The sequence below is a fragment of the Bacillus sp. RAR_M1_44 genome (genome assembly GCF_020165935.1).
GTDB classification, from domain to species: Bacteria; Bacillota; Bacilli; order Bacillales; family Bacillaceae; genus Bacillus; species Bacillus altitudinis.
This window is the reverse complement of sequence record NZ_JAIUKX010000001.1, coordinates 519,616-539,188: the sequence shown is the minus strand read 5'-3', so window position 1 is coordinate 539,188 and position 19,573 is coordinate 519,616. Positions and strand designations below refer to the sequence as shown.

Genomic DNA, 19,573 nt, shown 5'->3' with positions numbered 1-19,573 from the left:
CGGCACATGGGGAAAAAACCAGTGGTGATTGGAATCGCTGGCGGCTCGGGTTCAGGTAAAACGAGCGTCACCAATTCCATTTACGAAAAATTTAAAGGGCATTCAATCCTCATGCTTCAGCAAGATTTATATTACAAAAATCAAAGTCATATGCCATTTGAAGAGCGCCTGCTGACCAATTATGATCATCCGCTTGCTTTTGACAATGACCTGATGATTGAGCATGTAGAAGCGCTGCTAAAGTACGAGTCCATTGAAAAACCGATTTATGATTTTAAACTAAACACACGTTCAGAAGAGACGGTACATGTTGAACCCAAAGATGTCATCATCGTTGAAGGAATCTTTGCTCTTGAAAACGAACGTCTAAGAAACTTAATGGATATTAAACTGTATGTGGATACAGATGCAGATCTTCGGATCATTCGCCGTATTTTACGTGATACGAAAGAAAGAGGCAGATCGATTGATTCCGTGATTGAACAATATGTATCTGTCGTCAGACCGATGCACAATCAATTCATTGAACCGTCAAAACGATACGCGGATATCATCATCCCAGAAGGCGGTCAAAATCATGTGGCCATTGATCTCATGGTGACAAAAATTCAAACGATTCTTCAAAACCGCGGAGAGTAAATGGTGGAGAAGAACAAAGACCTTTACGACGTAAAGGTCTTTTCAACATCATGCTCTTGTAGTCAATACTTTAGTAATGGCTAGTCCGAAATCATCGGTGAGCATTGTAAGAAGCAGCCCTCTGAATAAAAGATTTGATATGATAGGAAAACAATGCTGCGAAATGAAGACAGGAAAATCACGATGGGATGCTGAAAGTTTCAGTTATTCCTGCTTTGTAAAAGTATATTAAAAAAACGACAAACAAATCATCACAAATTTTCAAACAATTCTTGATCAAAATGCAATTTTGTAATAATATAGCATAGACATATCGTACACTGACCATATTATGTATTGGAAGATGGAGAATGGATAAGCTATTCTTCTACATATGATCGAAATGGCCGAACGAGGTACAGGAGCTTCCTGTGCCTTTCCACAGTTTGTGCGATGAAGATAATACATCATCATGAGACCGCTGCTGTTCCTGCCTAATAAAAAGGCATAATAGTTGCATCTAAAAGGGACGCCATGTAAGATGGACTTTTACGAATATGGGACAGAAGGAATGAGGGCCGGAATATGTCCTCATTCTTGTATATTTCAGTCGTCACTCACATGCAGAAAGCTTGTATGATGAGGATTAATAGAAGGAGTGAATGATTCATGGCACAAGAGAAAGTATTTCCAATGACAGAAGAAGGAAAGCGCAAATTAGAAGAAGAGCTTGAATATTTGAAAACGGTTAAACGTAAAGAGGTTGTAGAGCGTATTAAAATCGCTAGAAGTTTTGGAGACCTCTCTGAAAACTCGGAATATGATTCTGCTAAAGAAGAGCAAGCGTTTGTAGAAGGTCGTATTACAACGCTTGATAATATGATTCGTAATGCCAAAATTATTGAAGATGAAGGTAACTCAAATATTGTTTCACTCGGTAAAACGGTGACATTCGTTGAATTACCGGACGGTGAAGAAGAGTCTTATACGATTGTAGGAAGTGCAGAAGCTGATCCGTTTGAAGGCAAAATTTCAAACGATTCACCAATTGCAAAAAGCCTTTTAGGCAAACAAGTAGACGACAAAGTCACGGTTCAAACACCTGGCGGAGAAATGTTCGTCCAAATTGTAAAAATTTCATAATTACGTTTATACGATAAACACCTCGTCCACAATAGGGACGAGGTGTTTTTATGCTGAAAACAAGAAGAATCCAATGGACAGGTGTCATTATTTTTATCTTATTGCTCGGTCTCCTATTTAGACTAGCGGAAATTCAGTTGTTTTTCACAGAATCTTTTTCAAAGCTTGATATTAATTTGATCCAAGAAAGTGTCAGGCAGCGGACAGAAGAAGTAGTCATTTCAGACGGACGTGGCGAATTTTTAGATCGAAACGGGAAGGCACTTCTCACAAAAGAAGAGCCTGCAGTCATCATATTTCCTTTCCTGCAATATGACCTCCCTCACTTAAAACAAACCGCTTCTATACTTGAGATGGAAGAAGATGAATTGAAGAGCCAGCTGACAGAAACGAAGAAACCACTCATTTTAAAAGATGATATCACGAAAAAAAAGCTGAAAGACATCAATGATATGAAATATTCAGGTGTTTACGGCGTATATATGAAAGAGAAGGACAAAAAAAGACTTGCCCTCCACACATTAGGTTTCACAAGCGAGAATCCAGAACTCTTGAGAAAACGTTATCCGGACAAAAAAGAGCTTTCGATTCGCACTGAGATCGGTACATTTGGTTTGGAAAGTACATTTGACGAATTTCTATTACCAGAGCAAGACACAAAATTGTTATATCATGTGGACGGAAGGGGAAACCCTTTGTTTGGGATGGACGTCAAATATACAGCAGAAGCTCATTCGTTTTATCCGCTGCAAGTGCAGACAACTATGGACGAAGACATGCAGAGGGAAATGGAGAATGTTCTCAAAGCACAAGGTGTTGAAAAAGGCGGAGCGGTTCTGCTCGACATTCAAAATAGCAGTGTGCTGGCGATGGCGAGTGTTCCAAATGTGACCAGCAAAAACCGGCATGAGGCAAGAAATTACATGCTGACCGCAATGGCTCCCGGTTCTGTATTTAAAACGGTCGTACTTACCGCAGCGATTGAAAAAAACTTGAACCAGCCACAAACGATGTATGATTGTCGAAAGAATTTATATGGAGAGCCAGAAGGAAAGCAGGAAGTACTGAATCTGTCTGAAAGCTTTGCACAAAGCTGTAATTATACATTTGCGACACTCGCTGAGCAGCTCATCCAAACAGATGATCAAATTCTTGAAAAGACAGCTTCAAAGCTTGGGCTTGTGGATCGAGCCGGCTGGGAAGGGGATGTATACCATAAGCAACAATTCAAACAGTTTGATCGTGAAGAAACAGGCAGTGTGTGGGGAGATAAAAGAGACAAGCATGTCAAAAAAGCCATTGCGCAAACGGCGATTGGTCAAAAAAATGTCAAAACAACCCCCTTACAAATTGCCAATATGATGGCAACGATTGCAAGGGGCGGAGAACGAAAAGAAGTGAGGATTGCAGATAAAGTGATGTATCAAAACGGAACAACGATGCTATCCTTTCAAAACAAACGACCTGATGGTGACAGTATTGACCGCTATACAGCTCAAACCTTGCAAAAGTACTTAAGGCAGGTGGTGACGTCTGACAAAGGAACAGGAAGAAGATTTCAAGACCTGCCGTTCCATATAGCAGGGAAATCAGGCACTGCCCAAACCGGCAGCAAAGATAAACAGGGGAATCCACTTTATCACAAGTGGTTTGCCGGATACTTTCCGGCAGAGAAACCAAAATACGCTCTCGTCGTTGTTCACCTTGATGAGGCAAGTGGCCGGGCTAAGACAAATGAAGCGTTTTATGATATTGTAAAAAAGGTCAATGAAATTGAAAAGAAACAGACATAGAACATCCCTTCATGTCATGTTAGAATAGTAACGACTTAGGGAACAGAGGCAAAGGAGTGCAGAGATTTTGAGTAGAAATTCTCGATTTGAACATCGTGATAAGCGCAGAAAGGCGAATATGGTGCTTAACATATTAATTGGTATCGTTGTGGTGCTTATTTTGGTTGTCGCATCGAGTTTGTTAATTTTTAATAGACCACCGAAAGATGTAGCCAACGAACCATCCAAAACAGCACCTGCATCGAGTGAAAATAAACAAAACTCAGAAGAAGATGTGAAAGATCAAAAGAAAGATACATCCGATGATGCGGATGCGAAAAAAGACGATTCATCTGACAAAAAAGATGATACAAAGAAAACAGATGATGAAGAAGAGCCAAACAAAGATGCGTTAAAAGATGCCACAGAAACAGATGGCGGTAAAACAAGTGACGTAGACAAAACATATGAAAACGATAACTGGGAGCCTGTAGGAACAGAGCAATCGGGATCACATACAGCAACCTATGATGCTAACTCAAAAGACTGGAAAGAAATGATCAAAGCCATGTCCTATGCGACAGGAATCTCAGAAGATCAAATGACTGTTATTTGGTTAGGAAATAACGGAGGACCTCAAGATGCAAAAGGAACCATCCGTGATAAATCAACAGGTGAACGCTACCGTGTAGAAATTACGTGGGTGGACGAAAAAGGCTGGAAACCTGTGAAGGTTGAAAAATTAAAATAAAAAAGATGCATGCAAAAAGGCTAAAATGAACTTCATTTTAGCCTTTTTCTTCTTTTCAGTCTAGGAAGGACTAGCACCGGGCGCACAGACCTGACTGCCTACACGCTGATCTTTTTTATGAGACATTCGCTTTAAAATGAACAACTGCTGTATACAAAATCTTATCATCAATGACAGTCGTTTGATGACTCACAGAATGAACAGTCAGCAAGATCGCCTGATTATGTTCAATTTGTTTTTGGATCTTTTGTTCAAGTTTTTTTAAAGACGTTGCTTCAAAAAATTCAATTTTGTCCTTTAAAAAATCCAGTTGAAAATCCATTTCATTCATCCCTCCATGCTCTAGATTCATCATAATCTCTCCCATTCAAAAGGGCAAATATTTTTCTACCCCGCCCAGTATTTTTTAGTAGGAAAGAATCAGAAGATGTGGTAGGATAGGAACTGTTCGACGGAATAAAACATACTATACGGATAGGAATAAATAGATAAAGTGGAGGGAAAGAAAAATGGGACGTGAGTTTCTTTCTTTATTTGATCATTGGGCTGAATCTTATGATGACACTGTAAGTGGTCATGACGAGCAGTATAAAGAAGTATTTCGCCGGTATCCGGCCATTCTAAAAGAGATTACTCGCCGTGCAGGTCAACATGTCATTGAGTTTGGAAGCGGCACAGGAAACCTAACGGCGGCACTGCTTCAAGCAGATAAGAAAGTGTTTGGCGTTGAACCTTCAGAGGCCATGAAGAAAGCGGCTCTTCAAAAAGGAATACCAAATGTATTTCATGACGGAGATTTTTTATCGTTTCCAGCTCCACCTTTTGAGCCTGATACGATCGTCAGTTCATATGCTTTCCATCATTTAACGGACGAAGAAAAAAAACAAGCCATCCACACCTATGGCAACATCCTTCCCTCAGGTGGTAAAATAGTCTTTGCTGATACAATGTTTCAAAATCAAGCAGCACATCAAGCTGCAACGAACAAAGCGAAAGCCGCTGGATTCGATCAGCTTGCAGAGGATTTAGAAACGGAATACTATCCATCCATAGGTGTGTTAAAGCAAATCTTTGAAGAAGAAGGTTTTAGCACATCTTTTCATCAAATGAATGATTTTGTGTGGATCGTAGAAGCGAAGAAAAGGGAATGAAAGGATGTTTTTGATTTGAAAATCGCAGTGATAGGTGCAATGGAAGAAGAAGTGACGATTTTAAGAGACCAACTAAAGAATGCCACACAAGAAAACATCGCTGGGTGTGAATTTACAACAGGTGTTTATGAAGATAAAGAAGTGATTTTATTAAAATCAGGGATTGGAAAAGTGAATGCAGCGGTCAGCACAACACTTCTGCTTGACCGCTTTCAGCCAGATTATGTGATCAATACAGGATCAGCTGGCGGTTTCCATCACTCATTAAATGTAGGTGATATTGTCATCTCTACTGATGTTAGACATCATGATGTGGACGTGACGATCTTTAATTACGAATATGGACAAGTGCCAGGATTACCAGCTGCTTTCATCGCAGATGATCAGCTTGTGAAGCTGGCAGAGGAATCTGCTTCAGAAATCGATCATATTCAAGTGGCAAAAGGAACGATTGCAACAGGAGATTCATTTATGGATGATCCTGGTCGTGTCGCGTTTGTGAGAGAGAAATTCCCAGAGCTGTATGCAGTGGAAATGGAGGCAGCTGCAGTTGCGCAAGTTTGCCATCTATTTGAAACGCCATTTGTGGTCGTTCGAGCGTTGTCAGATATTGCTGGGAAAGAATCCAATATCTCTTTTGATCAATTTCTAGAGCAAGCAGCGATTCACTCAACAGACCTTGTCCTGCGTATGATAAAGCAAACACAATAAAAGAAGGGGTTTCCCCCTTCTTTTCCATACAAAGGAAGGGATTTATATGGCTGTCATACATGATATTACGGAATTAATTGGCCACACACCGCTTTTAAAACTGTCAGGGATGGGTGTGCCGGCAGGTGTTGATGTTTATGCAAAACTTGAAATGATGAACCCAGGCGGAAGTATTAAGGATCGCTTAGGTGATATGCTGATTAAAGAAGCGCTGGCATCGGGCAAACTGCGCCCAGGCGGAACCATTATTGAAGCAACTGCAGGAAACACAGGCATCGGGCTTGCGCTAAGTGCAAGAAAACATCAATTGCATCCGATCTTCTGTGTACCAGAACATTTTAGTCAAGAGAAACAACAGCTCATGAAGGCGCTTGGTGCAGAAATTATTCATACACCAAGAAAAGATGGGATGAAGGGTGCGATTGATCGAGCCCTTGAACTAGAGGCAAGCCTTGACAATGCTTATTGTGTCTTACAATTTAAAAACCAAGTAAATCCATTGACTTACTATAAAACACTCGGGCCAGAAATATGGTCTGACCTCCAGGGGAACATAGACGTGTTTGTAGCAGGAGCGGGCTCTGGCGGAACGTTTCAAGGCTGTGCTACCTATTTAAAAGAGCAAAAAGAAGCGATAAAAACAGTGATCGTGGAACCAGAAGGATCTATTTTAAATGGCGGAAAGCCGGGACCGCATAGAACGGAAGGAATTGGCCTTGAATTTATTCCAGATTATATGGAATCGACTTTATTTGACGAAATTTATACCGTCAGTGACGATGATGCTTTCCGAATGGTGAAAGAAGCAGCTGAAAAGGAAGGTGTTCTGATCGGAAGCTCGTCTGGAGCCGCTCTATTTGCCGCTTTAGAGGAAGCGAAAAAGGCATCACCTGGGACGGTGATCGTGACCATTTTTCCTGATAGCAGTGAGCGTTATCTAAGTAAAGGTATTTATGAGGGAGGAAAATAAAATGAAGCCAAAAACAATGATGATTCATAGTGGAATCACTGGTGATGAAAAAACAGGAGCCGTGTCTGTTCCTATTTATCAAGTCAGCACCTATAAGCAGCCTAAAGCAGGCGAGCACACTGGATATGAATATTCCAGAACTGCGAATCCAACAAGAACAGCACTGGAAACAGTCATTCGTGATCTTGAAGGCGGGGCAAACGGCTATGCATTCGGTTCAGGGATGGCTGCAATTGCAGCCGTGATGATGCTGTTTAACAGCGGAGATCATATCGTACTGACTGATGACGTGTACGGCGGAACCTATCGTGTGATGACAAAGGTGCTCAACCGGATTGGCATTAAAGCCACATTTGTAGACACAAGTGATCCTGAAGCGGTGAAAAAAGCAATTTTACCAGAAACAAAAGCCGTCTATATTGAATCACCAACCAATCCATTGCTGAAAATGACCGATCTACAAGCCATAAGCCGGATCACAAAAGAAGCTGGCATCTGGATGATTGTCGATAATACGTTTTTTACCCCATATTTTCAAAAGCCGATTTCATATGGGGCTGACATTGTCTTGCACAGTGCCACAAAATATTTAGGCGGCCATAGTGATGTGGTGGGCGGACTTGTCGTGACAGCTACTGAAGAGCTTGGTGAAGAACTGCACTTTGTTCAAAACTCTACAGGCGGTATTCTTGGACCGCAAGATGCGTGGCTTCTAATGCGAGGGATGAAAACGCTCGGACTAAGAATGGAAGCACATCAACAAAACGCGCAGAAAATCGCTGAGTTTTTAGAACAACATCCTGCGATTACACGTGTCTATTACCCAGGTTTAAGCGCTCACCCAGGTCATGAGCTTGCAAAAACTCAAGCAACAGGCTTTGGCGGTATGATTTCTTTTGATATTGGAAAAGAAGAAAACGTCGACGTGTTTTTAAGCCAATTGAAATTGTTTACAATCGCAGAAAGCCTAGGGGCGGTTGAAAGTTTAATCTCTGTTCCTGCTCGCATGACCCATGCATCCATTCCAAAAGAGCGCAGAGAAGAGCTTGGCATCACAGATGGTTTAATCCGTATTTCTGTCGGTATTGAAGATATTGATGACTTATTACATGATATTGAACAAGGGCTCGACGCAGTAACGAATGGATAGATTTACATGCCCCCCGCTTTCTCTCACTATGGTAAGCTATCAATAGACATTGATAACGGGAAGGTGAATCAAGTGAAGAAAAAGTGGGATGGTTTAGTGACAGATTACAAGCAATACGCTTTTATTTTGCTTGCTGTCAGCACCTTTTTATATATTGGTACGATTTTACCGAATCAGCACATAGAAGCATCACCAAAAATGCTGATGCTGGCAGTTGATTGTGTTTTCCTATTGGCTGCTTTCCTTTGCGTGAAACGTGCGATCTTTTTTCAAAAAAAGCTACAAGAACTAGATGAAGATTAAGTCGAAAAGTCTCCTCATGTGATGAGGAGACTTTTTTAAATTGCACTGGATAATCGGACAAGAATTACTGTAGAAATTTAGTCAAACACACAAAAATCATCTAATTTACTAAAAACAGGTTTACAAAATGGTGCTTGCTGGATATACTTACAAAGTAATAAAAAACGTAAAGGAGGCTGAAGAATATGTTATTCGTATCTACTTGTGATCAATTCAACAACCAATTTCATCATGTCATCAGCCTGTGGAAGAGCTCGTGTCCTTCCTTTACCTTTTACGGTTCACGCTACAAAACTGTTTAAGTAAACGAGGATTTCACGTATCATCCATCGCAGGTTAGAAGACACTGTCTTTTGATCTGCATTTTTGTGTGCCCGCAGGTCAACTGATAAAGAAGATCTGCGGGCTATTTCGCGTGCTGCGAACTGAAGGGAGGTGAGCGTATATGACAATCCATTTATTTTTTATTACTTTGACGATCCAACGTAAATACAAAGACATTGAAACCGTTCTTTATGAACAACAAGTCGAAACGTTTTATGAAGAAATGAAGCAGAAACAACTAAAGTACATGAACTAAAAAGGACAATAAAAACATGAAAAGGAGGAGATTGACATGTTTATGATGCTTGCAATGCTTGATTGTTATACAAGGGAGAAGGACCAGGTTTAGACACGCTCCACATTGATCACCTGCACATATGATAACCGTAAAAGGAGATTGTGAGGTGATCAATGAATGTCAATGTCACCATATATGAGGTTTCCGTCAGTGGGGCACGGGTATGCGTCTATTCCGCATTCTTTAAAGCACGGGTACGGCAATCCATACAGAATGCAAAGAGAGCAAGAAGAAATGCTCAGACGCTATATGTACAATTATCCAACCTATTGGTATTAAAGAAAAGGAGCAGGAAACGTTATCGTTTCCTGCTCCTTTTACATTAGCAAATCCAGCTTGCACCGATGATGATTAACAAAATGAACAGTACAACAAGCAATGCGAATCCGCCTGCAAAACCGCCACCGTAGCCACCGCAGTAGCCTCCAGAATAACCGCCAAAGCCCATAATCTAGCACCACCTTTATCTAATCAAGATACATTCATAAAATATGCAGCTCATGCGGAAAACGAAATCAATCTGAGCACAATTAATGAAAATGCCTATTTGTTTAAATATTTTTCATGACGTGCGAAACATTTTCAGAAAAGGTGCCGTCTAATAAAAGACAAAGAAATTAGGACTAGGTCTTAACTTTTGTTAGGCGAGAGCCGATATGAAAAGTAAGAAAATTCGTAAATAGTTTTATTTACTGGTGCAAAGCAGGTGTTGACATTGATTCAAAGCTGGATTGGAAAACAAATGAGGGAACCAAAAGGCTTGTTCTCAAAATGGGTTGCCCGCTATATGGAAAAAAATCATCATAATATCAATCAATGGACGATTCAACTCTTAAATATACAAGAAAATGACCGGATTTTAGAAATTGGTACTGGAAGAGGTATGACATTATCTAAAGTAGCGGAAAAACTTGATCGAGGAAAAGTATATGGAATCGATGCTTCGCGTCATATGGTAAAATACGCGAAAAGAAAACATAAGAGGCTTGTCGAGCAGGAAAAAGCCGTTATCACACTTGGAAAAGCTGAGCAATTACCTTTTGAAGACAGATCATTCAATAAATTGTTCACAGTGCAGACCATCTATTACTTGCCAGATATCGAACAAGTTATGAAAGAGGTATATCGTGTTCTTCAAGTGGATGGAGAAGTATTCTTATCTTTTCAAAAGCAGGAACTAATGAAGGAACAAAAACGCTCACAGTCTCTTTCAACGTACAGTGAAGAAGACATCAGCTGTCTTTTTTCAGCGTATCACTTTAGAGACGTCTCTGTTTACCATTATGATACATACATCTGTATCAAAGCCTTAAAATGATGATGAAAATATTTCCCAGGTAATGAACAAGCAATTAAAAAAGGCTCTTCGTCAGAGGAGCCTTTTTGCATGCGATGAAATGGACCATTCGTCAATAAAAAAGACTCTTCACAAGAAGAGTCTTTTGCATTCATTTCATATGTAGGGGCCAGCCAGGTGTGTAAGGAATGATAGTATATATAAGGAATTTGTTTGTCGATTAAGGATACCTGTCTGGCTTATTCCTTATATCGACAATGTTCTGCAAATGTTTAGCTTTTTTTTCAATATTTTCTTTTTTATTTGACTGGAAAGTACATTTTTCTCTCCTAGATAGACATTTGTCACTTACTTTTTGAGTCAATGTGCGGTTAAAAGAAGGAAAAAGCCCGAGAAAGAGAGAATTTTGGAGAGACTTCATTTTTAAACAAAAAGGGAGGAATGAAAACATGTCGGGAAACAAAGGTGTCGTTTACAAAGGAGCAGGAAATGTAGCAGTTGAGGATATTGGATACCCTGATTTGGTTTTAAGAGATGGCCCTGGTGTACCTAAAGCCAATGTTGGACGTAAGTGTGAGCATGGCGTCATTTTAAAAGTGGTGACAACAAACATTTGCGGGAGCGACCAGCACATGGTAAGAGGGCGTACAACTGCGCCTGAAGGACTTGTCCTTGGTCATGAAATTACTGGTGAAGTCGTTGAAGTTGGACGAGATGTAGAGTTTATCCAAAAGGGTGATCTCGTATCAGTTCCATTTAATATTGCCTGTGGTCGCTGCGTCATGTGTAAAGAACAAAAAACCCATGTGTGTTTAAATGTGAACCCCGATCGACCTGGCTCAGCTTATGGATATGTAGATATGGGCGGATGGGTTGGCGGCCAATCGGAGTACGTCATGGTGCCATATGCTGATTTCCAGCTACTCAAATTTCCGGACAAAGATCAGGCGATGGAAAAAATACTTGATTTGACGATGCTTTCTGATATATTCCCGACAGGTTTTCATGGTGCTTATACGGCTGGCGTAAAGCCGGGCTCTACCGTCTATATTGCTGGTGCAGGGCCAGTAGGTCTTGCAGCAGCGCATTCCGCTCAGCTCCTTGGCGCATCTGCTGTCATCGTCGGCGATCTTAATGAACAAAGGCTCGAGCAGGCGAGAAGCTTTGGCTGCGAAACGATTAATTTACGAAAACATGATCGAATCGGTGAACAAATGACTAACATCCTTGGAGAGCCAGAAGTCGACTGTGCGGTCGATTGTGTCGGCTTTGAAGCTTCGGGTCATGGAGATCAAGGAGAAGCACCAGCCACCGTTTTAAATACAATTATGGATATTACCAAAGTTGGCGGTAAACTTGGAATTCCAGGACTTTACGTCACAGAAGATCCAGGTGCTGTGGATGAAGATGCAAAAGTTGGATCTCTGAAAGTGCGAATTGGACTTGGCTGGGCCAAAGCCCATACCTTTGTGACAGGCCAAACCCCTGTCATGCAATATCACCGCAGCTTGATGAAATCTATTTTAAGCGGAAGGGCACAAATCGCCAAAGCCGTTAATGCGACCGTCATTTCCCTTGATCAAGCCCCTAAAGGATATAGCGATTTTGATTCGGGTGTGGCGAAGAAATTTGTGATTGACCCGCATGGCATGATTTCTAAATAATGATCCATCGAAAAAAACTTACAGGATTTTTCCTGTAAGTTTTTTTGTTTATAAATATAAAAAGACCTATACTGTTCTTCTACATTTCATAACGTGGTAAAATGAGTAAATTGGAAAAAATGATCTTTAGTTGAAAGACATACCATAAAACAGTTGGCAATGATTGGACAGGATTATGATAGATAGGAAGAATAGAGGAGAGATTACAATTGCTAAAAGTACAGAACATCATCAAAAATTATGAGGGTAAACAAGTATTAAAAGGGGTTAACTTCCACTTGAAACCTGGTGAATCATTTGGGCTTTTGGGCCCTAATGGTGCAGGGAAATCAACCTTAATCGGTATCATGACAGGACTTATACATGCAACGAGCGGGACTGTTACGATTGGAGGCATTGATCTACATAAAGAAACAAAGCATGCACAGCAATTGATTGGTATTGTTCCACAAGAGATCGCTTTATATTTAGATATGTCAGCAAAAGAAAATTTAACGTTTTGGGGGAAAATGTATGGACTTAAAGGAGAAGAATTAAAAAGCAGAGTACAAGAAATCCTTGAATTAATTGGTCTGGGCAATAGAGCGAATGATAAGGTGAAAGTATTCTCAGGAGGGATGAAAAGAAGAGTGAATATCGGATGTGCGATTTTGCATCGGCCAAAACTATTAATAATGGATGAACCTACAGTGGGTATAGACCCGCAATCCAGAAATCATATATTAGAAACAGTTAAAACGTTAAATGGTGAAGGAATGACGATTATTTATACGAGTCATTACATGGAGGAAGTCGAATATCTATGTGAAAAAATAGCTATTATGGATCAAGGTTCTTTCATTAAGGTAGGTGATTTAAGTGAATTGGCTGAGCTTGTTGGAGAAAAGAGAGAAATCATTTTTACGATTAAATGTGAACAAGGACAAAAGGATATGGAGCGAGTGTGCCGATATATAAATGAATACCACCCATTGAATGACTTTACGGTGCAGGAAAATCAAATCAAATTATTTGATGACAATCCTCAGCATTTACTAAGTCAACTTATTCAAGGTGTAACCGCATTACATGTTCAATTAATTTCAGCAGAAGTTGTAGAACCAAATTTAGAAAATGTATTCTTGTATTTAACAGGTAAGAAATTACGAGACTAGACCGAATAGAGGTAAGTATATGAGTATTTGGGTTGTACTGAAAGATCTATTATTGTTTTTTAGGGATAAGAAAAGCTTTTTTACACTTTTTTTTATGCCTATCATATTAATTGCTATTTTAGGTGCAGCATTTGGAGATAACATGAAGAAAGATAGCGAAATTAGGATCAATTCATTTCGAGTAGGAATAACAGATCAAGATAAGTCCGCTACAAGTAAAATGTTTCTTTCAACATTGTCTAAGAGTGAACTCAGTGACATATTTGAAGTGAAGGTCACCTCGAAAAATCAGCTAGAGAAAGATTTAAATAGTAGAGACATTACAATGGGTATAATCATCAAGCCGAATTTTGAAAAAAGCCTATTAAATCATGATCATGTGCAATTGAATATTTTGAAAGGACCTAATTCAAGCTTACAGGAAATGGTCCTAGAAAATGTGATTTTGCAATTCTTTCAAAATTATCATATGAATCGTATTCTGGTGCCGTTGAATCAAGGTAAAGAAGTGGAGGTCGTGTCTGATCAACTGAAAAAAGAACTAGTGAACGAAAGGAATATTCATATCAACAGCCAGCCGATTACATCCTTCCAATACTACGCAGGCGGGATGGGTGTGCTTTTTTTATTAATGACTGTTGTTTTCTTGGTTGGCAGTATGATAGAGGAAAAAGAAGAAGAAGTTTATAAAAGACTACTAGTATCAAAATTAAACAATACTAGTTATATCATTGGAAAGTTATTGGGCATTATTTTAATGAGTATGATTCAACTTGCGGTCATTATTTTATTTACTAGCTTTGTCTTTAAGGTGAACTGGGGAGAGCCTTTTACTGTTGTTATGATCGGATGTAGTTTTATATTAAATGCTGCGGGTTTCGGGGTGCTGATTGGTTCTTTTATCAAAAGAGAAAAAACGTTTAATAGTGTGGGGATTTTAGGCACTCAAGTGTTAGCTGCTTTAGGCGGGAGTATGGTGCCCTTATACTTATTCCCACAATGGGTGATTGATATCAGCTATTTTTTACCTAATTCTCTTGCACTTCAAATGTTTTTGAAAAGTATGGCAGGTGCTGATTTTAGTGAAATTCAAAGCGGATTATTAATTAGCTGCGGGATGGGACTAGCTTTCTTCATCATTGCTTTATTAAGAATGTCTTTTGAAAGGAAGCATCGCTATGCATAAAATATTAGCCATTATCACGTTAAAGTTAAAAGAAACATTAAAGTCTCCATTGGCTCTCATTTTTTTATTTGTTATGCCAATCATATTTAGTTTTATCTTTGGCAGCACGGCATCAGATACAAAGAAACCCACAGTTGCTTTTGTTCAAAATCCTCAACAAAACGAACTCAATCAGGAAATATTAAAACTGCTCAAAAAGAACACGACATTTCTTTGGATAAAGGCGTCTGAAATTGAAGCGGAAGAATTAGTATCTGATGAAAAGGTAATTGCGTCGGTTAAAGTCTCTGATCAATTAGAGTCCCATTTAAAAGAAAATAAAGAGATTTTTGATGTGACAGTTTATAAAAAAACTGAAGAATATGCAGTCTTATCTCCCTATTTAAAAGAGACAGCTGCCATCATTTATCAAATCAATCAGGGTGTGAAAGAGCAGAAAAGTGTTTCTCTCACCAATGCATTGAACAAGTTAAATGAATCTGGTACGATTTCATTGGCCGAAAAAAATCAAAATGGTCAAGCAAGCCAACAACCAAATTTGATACCGCTTGGCTTTACCATTATGTTTATGATGTTTGCGATTTCAAGCTCTTTGTCATCTATACATTCGGAGTATAAAAATTATACATGGCAAAGATTGCTTTCGAGTCCAATCCATAAAATATATGTACTTCTGGGCTATTTAATGGCATATTTCCTTCTTGGATGGATACAATTGGGTGTTCTTTTGACCATCTTATCTATTTTCTTTAATGTCTACTTAGGCAACCTGTTTCTTATCTTATTGTTCGGATCATTTGTTATAGGCCTTGTCGTAAGTTTAGGATTTATGATAGCTACTTTATCACAAACAAAAAAACAAGCTGAAATCTTTAGTGCAATTGTCATTGTAGGATCGTGCATGCTGGGTGGTATTTATTGGCCTTTAGATATCGTTCCAGACATTATGAAGAAGATTTCTTTGACTATACCGCAAACATGGATGATGTCTGGTTTTGGTGAGATCATGAGCGGCAATGTTAATCTTTCTATCTTATTATTAGATGCGACGGTTTTAATTGCTTTTACGGTGGTCTTTATGATCATTGGTTTGAAGAGTATCAGATCCTATTAATCCTTTGTTCTTCTAAAAAGCCCTCTATAGCTATGTAGAGGGCTTTTTGTATACACGTGATTTACTTTAAATGATTGGATAACTCGTTAATATTTAATGGTGAAAGAAATTGAAGGCTGCCCAAGTAAATATTTCACATTACCCATTGAGAAGGATATATTCCTCTGTTAAATCAACAAACGCCTTCAAAGCAGGAGACATCCATTTATTTTTATGCCAGAATAGTTGGATTTTCGTTGTGAGACAGGGTCCCATCCAATTGATTTTAATCATATGGCCTTCTGTTATTTCCCTTTTTATAGAAATTTCGGGAAGTACAGCAATTCCTAAACCAGCCATTACACATTTTTTTATGGCTTCTACATCTGCTAGTTCTAGTTTACTTCTCGGTTTTGCTCCTGCCTGTGTCAAAGAGTGTTCGAAGGCATAACGATAATCGCAGTCTTCGGTTAACAACAATCTTTGCTCGTCTAAATCGATAGGATATACTTTTTGTTTTTTGCTCAATGGATTTGTTGGACAGCATACAATGGCCATCGGTTCATCTTTTAATTCTTTTACAATTAAATGTGAGGATACGACAGGATTCATCGATAATAGGGCGACATCAATTTGTCCTTCCAGTAATAGATTTAAAACATCCTTTTCAGCTATTCCGGGACGGAAAATCAGTTCTACTTTAGGATACGTTGTTTGAAAGTCCGTTAAAATATGAGGAAGTCGATAGGTACATTGTGTTTCAGATGCACATATTCTCAAAATGCCGCTTGGCTCACTCATCCCGCCAACAGCCTCTAATGCTTCTCCTGTTAAACCTAAAATCTTATCCGTATAATCTTGAAACTTCATGCCAGCTTCAGTTAAAATGACCCTTTTTCCAAGCCTTTCAAATAGAGGGGTTCCTAACTCTTCTTCTAATGCAGCGATATTTGCCGTGATACTAGATTGAGCATAGCCAAGTATTTGTGCTGTTTTTGTAAAGTTTAATACTTTTGATGCTGTTTGGAACATCATCAGTTGCTTTATTTCCAACGTCAATCCCTCCTAAATCGGATGAGCCGATTGATGCAATCAGAAAACTTCTATAGATAGATCATATCATTTTTACTATGATAAAAGTAGGCGCTTTCATTATTTAGAATGTTCAGATTTTATAGGGGGGATGGCTTTGTTTGAAACGATTGTCAATTCAATAAATGACTTTTTATGGACATATATTTTAGTCATTATGTTAATAGGAATAGGAATCTACTTTACGGTGAGAATGAAGTTTATGCAAATTGTCTTACTAAAAGAGATCTTCCGTTCTATTTTTGAAAAAGCTCCAAAAATAAAAGGGAGTCAAGATATTTCTTCAATGCAAGCTTTCTTTATCGGAGCAGCGACGAGGATTGGAACTGGAAATATGGCAGGTGTTGCTATTGCCATCACAGTTGGTGGTCCTGGAGCTATTTTCTGGATGTGGTTTGCAGCAGTTTTAGGGGGAGCTTCTGCATTTGTCGAAAGTACACTCGCTCAAATATATAAAGTGAGAACAAGTGATGGTTTTAAAGGGGGGCCAGGCTATTATATACAAAAGCAATTTGGACTGAAATGGCCAAGTAGGATCTTTGCCTTTTCTGTTATTCTTAGTTTTGGCTTAATTTTTAATGCAGTACAAACGAACACCATCACAAATGCCTTTCGATATTCATTTGGTATCAGTCCAATTGGCATGGGGGTATTCGTAACCATTCTTACGGCTCTCATCATTTTTGGTGGTGTAAAGAGAATTGCCCGCTTTACCCAAATCATTGTGCCAATCATGTCCTCGTTTTATATTATCTTAGCACTTTATGTGATTGTCACAAATATCGCTGATGTACCCGCAGCATTAGCAAGTATTATGAAAAGCGCGTTTGGATTAGAGCAAATGGTTGGAGGCGGAATCGGCGCTGCAATAATGAACGGTGTCAAACGCGGTTTATTTTCCAATGAAGCAGGGATGGGAAGTGCGCCAAATGCAGCTGCTGCTGCCCATGTTTCACACCCAGTAAAACAAGGGTTTGTTCAATTATTAGGCGTATTTTTTGATACATTAGTTGTTTGTAGTTGTACAGCATTTATTATTATGCTATCAACAGTAGAAACAGCAGGTGATTTGTCAGGTATTGAAATTACTCAAGCTGCAATGGCGCAGCATTTCGGTTCTTGGGCTAGTATTTTCTTAGCATTTGCGATCTTTACTTTTGCATTTAGCTCCATTGTAGGTGGCTACTATTACGGTGAAGCCAATATCGGTTTTATTCATCACAGTGTAACCGCGCTATTCGTGTATCGAATCACTGTTTTAATGATGATCATGTTTGGTGCTCTCGCCAACTTACAAATCGTTTGGACGTTAGCGGACTTGTCGATGGCGATTATGGCTATTGTTAACTTGGTTGCCATTGCGATTTTAGGCAAATTTGCTTTTGCGGCTCTTAATGATTACATGGGACAAAGAAAGGTAGGAAAAAACCCTGTTTTTTACGCTTCTACCATTCCTGGTTTAAAAGGAATAGAATGGTGGGGAGCAGAAAAACAAGCGATTAAATCAACAAATGAAGGGGTAGAAAATCTATGATAAATTTTGAATATGATTGTCATACGAAAATGATCATGGGGACTGGAAAATCTAAAGATATTGCCTCTATTGTAGAGGACATTGTATTGCCTAGTGCTACAATTATGATTGTGACTGACCCTGGTGTAAAAAGCGCAGGATTGGTGACGCCTATTGAAGCATATTTGCAAGAAGCTGGTTATTCCGTTGTTGTCTTTGATCAAGTATCTCCCAACCCAAGAGATCATGAATGTCTAACGGGTGCAGAGCTCTTTAGAAAAGTACAAGCATCAGCGGTAATTGCGATTGGTGGAGGAAGCCCAATGGATACGGCAAAAGCCATTGCTTTATTAGGTCCAAATGGCGGTAATCCTGAAGAGTATATTGCAGGGAAGAAGGCGTATACAAATGTATCACCCTTAATTTGTATTCCAACCACTGCTGGAACTGGCTCTGAGGTGACCCGTTCATCTGTGATTACGTTAGCTACTTCACATAAAAAAATCACCTTAAAACATGCCTTGCTTCGGCCAACTATTGCGATTTTGGATCCTGCTCTTACTTCTACGGTGCCAAAAAGTATAACAGCGGCAACAGGTGTTGATGCACTGGTCCATGCGATTGAAGGCTATACATGTAAAGAAACAAACCCTATTTCTAAGGCGATGGGGGCAAGCGCAATGAAAACCATTGTGACCTATTTACCGAAGGCGTATGAAGACGGTTCTGATTTAGAAGCAAGATACAAAATGCAGGAAGGCAGTTTACTCGCTGGCTTATGCTTCGGTTCCGCTGATGTAGCAGCCGTACATTGTTTAGCCGAAGCGCTCGGCAGTCTTTATGATACGCCTCATGGTATCGCAAATGCTGTGTTTTTACCTTATGTCATACAATTTAATGCAGCTGAAAACAAATCATTGCACATAGAGCTTGCAAACATTATGGGCTTTGCAGATAAAACGGATGCAGATGATGTGGCGATTCAAAAATTAATGGATGGTATGTATACATTCACAAAGAATTTAGGTATTCCATCACTAAAAGAATTATCTTATGTAAAAGTAGAGGATTTTGAAAAAATGGCTGAACTAGCAGAACAAAATAACTCTACAAAAAGCAATGTTCGTGCCGTTACGAAAGCGGACTACTTAGATATACTAAAGGCTGCTTTTTCATATAGTCATACAGATAAAGAGCCGAATAGACTGACTGAATGATAAACACAAACTTTCCCAGACTTTACACAAGAAGCAAACGACTATGTCGTCAATATGGAGAATTACAAATATACCACCCTCCTAATGTATGATTTAGGTGGTGGTTTTTCTATGTCCCATTTGACTAGGTATCGTGTATACATGAGTGGTATGATAGACGACAACA

The 19,573-nt window shown here is 39.3% G+C and carries 21 protein-coding genes; 18 read left to right on the top strand and 3 right to left on the bottom strand.

The features are described from left to right. Positions 1–6 precede the first annotated feature (6 nt). From udk to LCD34_RS02905, 4 genes are all read left to right on the top strand, one after another. Positions 7–639 carry a uridine kinase gene (gene udk, locus LCD34_RS02920; protein ID WP_007501435.1) on the top strand — a complete coding sequence of 211 codons (633 nt, stop codon included), beginning with the start codon at positions 7–9 and terminating at the stop codon, positions 637–639. 648 nt (positions 640–1,287) lie between these two features. Continuing rightward, the gene (gene greA / locus LCD34_RS02915) at positions 1,288–1,761 is read left to right on the top strand and encodes a transcription elongation factor GreA (protein WP_007501433.1); all 474 of its coding nucleotides are present in this window, start codon (positions 1,288–1,290) and stop codon (positions 1,759–1,761) included. A 50-nt stretch (positions 1,762–1,811) separates the two neighbouring features. Continuing rightward, on the top strand, positions 1,812–3,554 hold the full coding sequence (locus LCD34_RS02910) for a peptidoglycan D,D-transpeptidase FtsI family protein (protein WP_224558489.1): 1,743 nt from the start codon (positions 1,812–1,814) through the stop codon (positions 3,552–3,554). Between the two features lie 67 nt (positions 3,555–3,621). Then, entirely contained in the window at positions 3,622–4,284 is a 663-nt protein-coding gene (locus tag LCD34_RS02905) for a YrrS family protein (protein WP_007501430.1), read from the top strand. A gap of 115 nt (positions 4,285–4,399) precedes the next feature. Here LCD34_RS02905 and LCD34_RS02900 read toward each other — a convergent pair whose 3' ends face one another. Next, a complete protein-coding gene (locus LCD34_RS02900; RefSeq protein WP_046344992.1) occupies positions 4,400–4,606 on the bottom strand; it encodes a DUF2536 family protein in 207 nt (68 codons plus the stop codon). A gap of 187 nt (positions 4,607–4,793) precedes the next feature. On the opposite strand from LCD34_RS02900, the gene LCD34_RS02895 reads away from it, so the two are divergent. The 7 genes from LCD34_RS02895 (at position 4,794) to LCD34_RS02865 (ending at position 9,470) form a co-directional block, all read left to right on the top strand. Next, the gene (locus LCD34_RS02895) at positions 4,794–5,435 is read left to right on the top strand and encodes a class I SAM-dependent DNA methyltransferase (protein ID WP_041506826.1); all 642 of its coding nucleotides are present in this window, start codon (positions 4,794–4,796) and stop codon (positions 5,433–5,435) included. Positions 5,436–5,450: 15 nt separating this feature from the next. Next, positions 5,451–6,146 (top strand): 5'-methylthioadenosine/S-adenosylhomocysteine nucleosidase, encoded by a 696-nt coding sequence (gene mtnN / locus LCD34_RS02890; protein WP_019743016.1) that lies wholly within the window; start codon positions 5,451–5,453, stop codon positions 6,144–6,146. 46 nt (positions 6,147–6,192) lie between these two features. After that, on the top strand, positions 6,193–7,116 hold the full coding sequence (locus LCD34_RS02885; RefSeq protein WP_224558488.1) for a PLP-dependent cysteine synthase family protein: 924 nt from the start codon (positions 6,193–6,195) through the stop codon (positions 7,114–7,116). Position 7,117: 1 nt separating this feature from the next. Continuing rightward, positions 7,118–8,266 carry a bifunctional cystathionine gamma-lyase/homocysteine desulfhydrase gene (locus LCD34_RS02880; RefSeq protein ID WP_224558487.1) on the top strand — a complete coding sequence of 383 codons (1,149 nt, stop codon included), beginning with the start codon at positions 7,118–7,120 and terminating at the stop codon, positions 8,264–8,266. A gap of 72 nt (positions 8,267–8,338) precedes the next feature. Further along, positions 8,339–8,569, top strand: a complete 231-nt coding sequence (locus LCD34_RS02875; protein ID WP_017358091.1) for a YrhC family protein — start codon at positions 8,339–8,341, stop codon at positions 8,567–8,569. A 445-nt stretch (positions 8,570–9,014) separates the two neighbouring features. Beyond that, positions 9,015–9,149, top strand: coding sequence for a YrzI family small protein (locus tag LCD34_RS02870; protein WP_008342648.1), 135 nt, complete (start codon positions 9,015–9,017; stop codon positions 9,147–9,149). A gap of 159 nt (positions 9,150–9,308) precedes the next feature. Next, positions 9,309–9,470, top strand: coding sequence for a hypothetical protein (locus LCD34_RS02865; protein WP_154666048.1), 162 nt, complete (start codon positions 9,309–9,311; stop codon positions 9,468–9,470). Between the two features lie 43 nt (positions 9,471–9,513). Here LCD34_RS02865 and LCD34_RS19665 read toward each other — a convergent pair whose 3' ends face one another. Then, complete coding sequence (locus LCD34_RS19665; RefSeq protein ID WP_008342643.1) at positions 9,514–9,639, bottom strand: YjcZ family sporulation protein; 126 nt, start codon at positions 9,637–9,639, stop codon at positions 9,514–9,516. A gap of 267 nt (positions 9,640–9,906) precedes the next feature. On the opposite strand from LCD34_RS19665, the gene LCD34_RS02855 reads away from it, so the two are divergent. The 5 genes from LCD34_RS02855 to LCD34_RS02835 all read left to right on the top strand — a co-directional run bounded on the left by LCD34_RS02855 (position 9,907) and on the right by LCD34_RS02835 (position 15,606). Further along, positions 9,907–10,509, top strand: a complete 603-nt coding sequence (locus LCD34_RS02855) for a class I SAM-dependent methyltransferase (RefSeq protein WP_017367683.1) — start codon at positions 9,907–9,909, stop codon at positions 10,507–10,509. A gap of 428 nt (positions 10,510–10,937) precedes the next feature. After that, complete coding sequence (gene fdhA, locus LCD34_RS02850) at positions 10,938–12,152, top strand: formaldehyde dehydrogenase, glutathione-independent (RefSeq protein ID WP_017358089.1); 1,215 nt, start codon at positions 10,938–10,940, stop codon at positions 12,150–12,152. A gap of 209 nt (positions 12,153–12,361) precedes the next feature. Further along, positions 12,362–13,306 (top strand): ABC transporter ATP-binding protein, encoded by a 945-nt coding sequence (locus LCD34_RS02845; protein WP_046526826.1) that lies wholly within the window; start codon positions 12,362–12,364, stop codon positions 13,304–13,306. Between the two features lie 19 nt (positions 13,307–13,325). Then, positions 13,326–14,492, top strand: coding sequence for an ABC transporter permease (locus LCD34_RS02840; RefSeq protein ID WP_099496633.1), 1,167 nt, complete (start codon positions 13,326–13,328; stop codon positions 14,490–14,492). After that, positions 14,485–15,606: an ABC transporter permease gene (locus tag LCD34_RS02835; RefSeq protein WP_099496632.1), complete on the top strand. Its 1,122-nt coding sequence runs from the start codon at positions 14,485–14,487 to the stop codon at positions 15,604–15,606. Before LCD34_RS02840 ends, LCD34_RS02835 begins: the two co-directional genes overlap by 8 nt. A 138-nt stretch (positions 15,607–15,744) precedes the next feature. Here LCD34_RS02835 and LCD34_RS02830 read toward each other — a convergent pair whose 3' ends face one another. Then, positions 15,745–16,638 carry a LysR family transcriptional regulator gene (locus LCD34_RS02830; protein WP_008342630.1) on the bottom strand — a complete coding sequence of 298 codons (894 nt, stop codon included), beginning with the start codon at positions 16,636–16,638 and terminating at the stop codon, positions 15,745–15,747. 130 nt (positions 16,639–16,768) lie between these two features. Here LCD34_RS02830 and LCD34_RS02825 point away from each other — a divergent pair, with 130 nt between their 5' ends. Beyond that, positions 16,769–18,211: an alanine/glycine:cation symporter family protein gene (locus tag LCD34_RS02825; RefSeq protein WP_182489298.1), complete on the top strand. Its 1,443-nt coding sequence runs from the start codon at positions 16,769–16,771 to the stop codon at positions 18,209–18,211. Continuing rightward, complete coding sequence (locus LCD34_RS02820; protein WP_224558486.1) at positions 18,208–19,407, top strand: iron-containing alcohol dehydrogenase; 1,200 nt, start codon at positions 18,208–18,210, stop codon at positions 19,405–19,407. Before LCD34_RS02825 ends, LCD34_RS02820 begins: the two co-directional genes overlap by 4 nt. Positions 19,408–19,573: the final 166 nt, after the last annotated feature.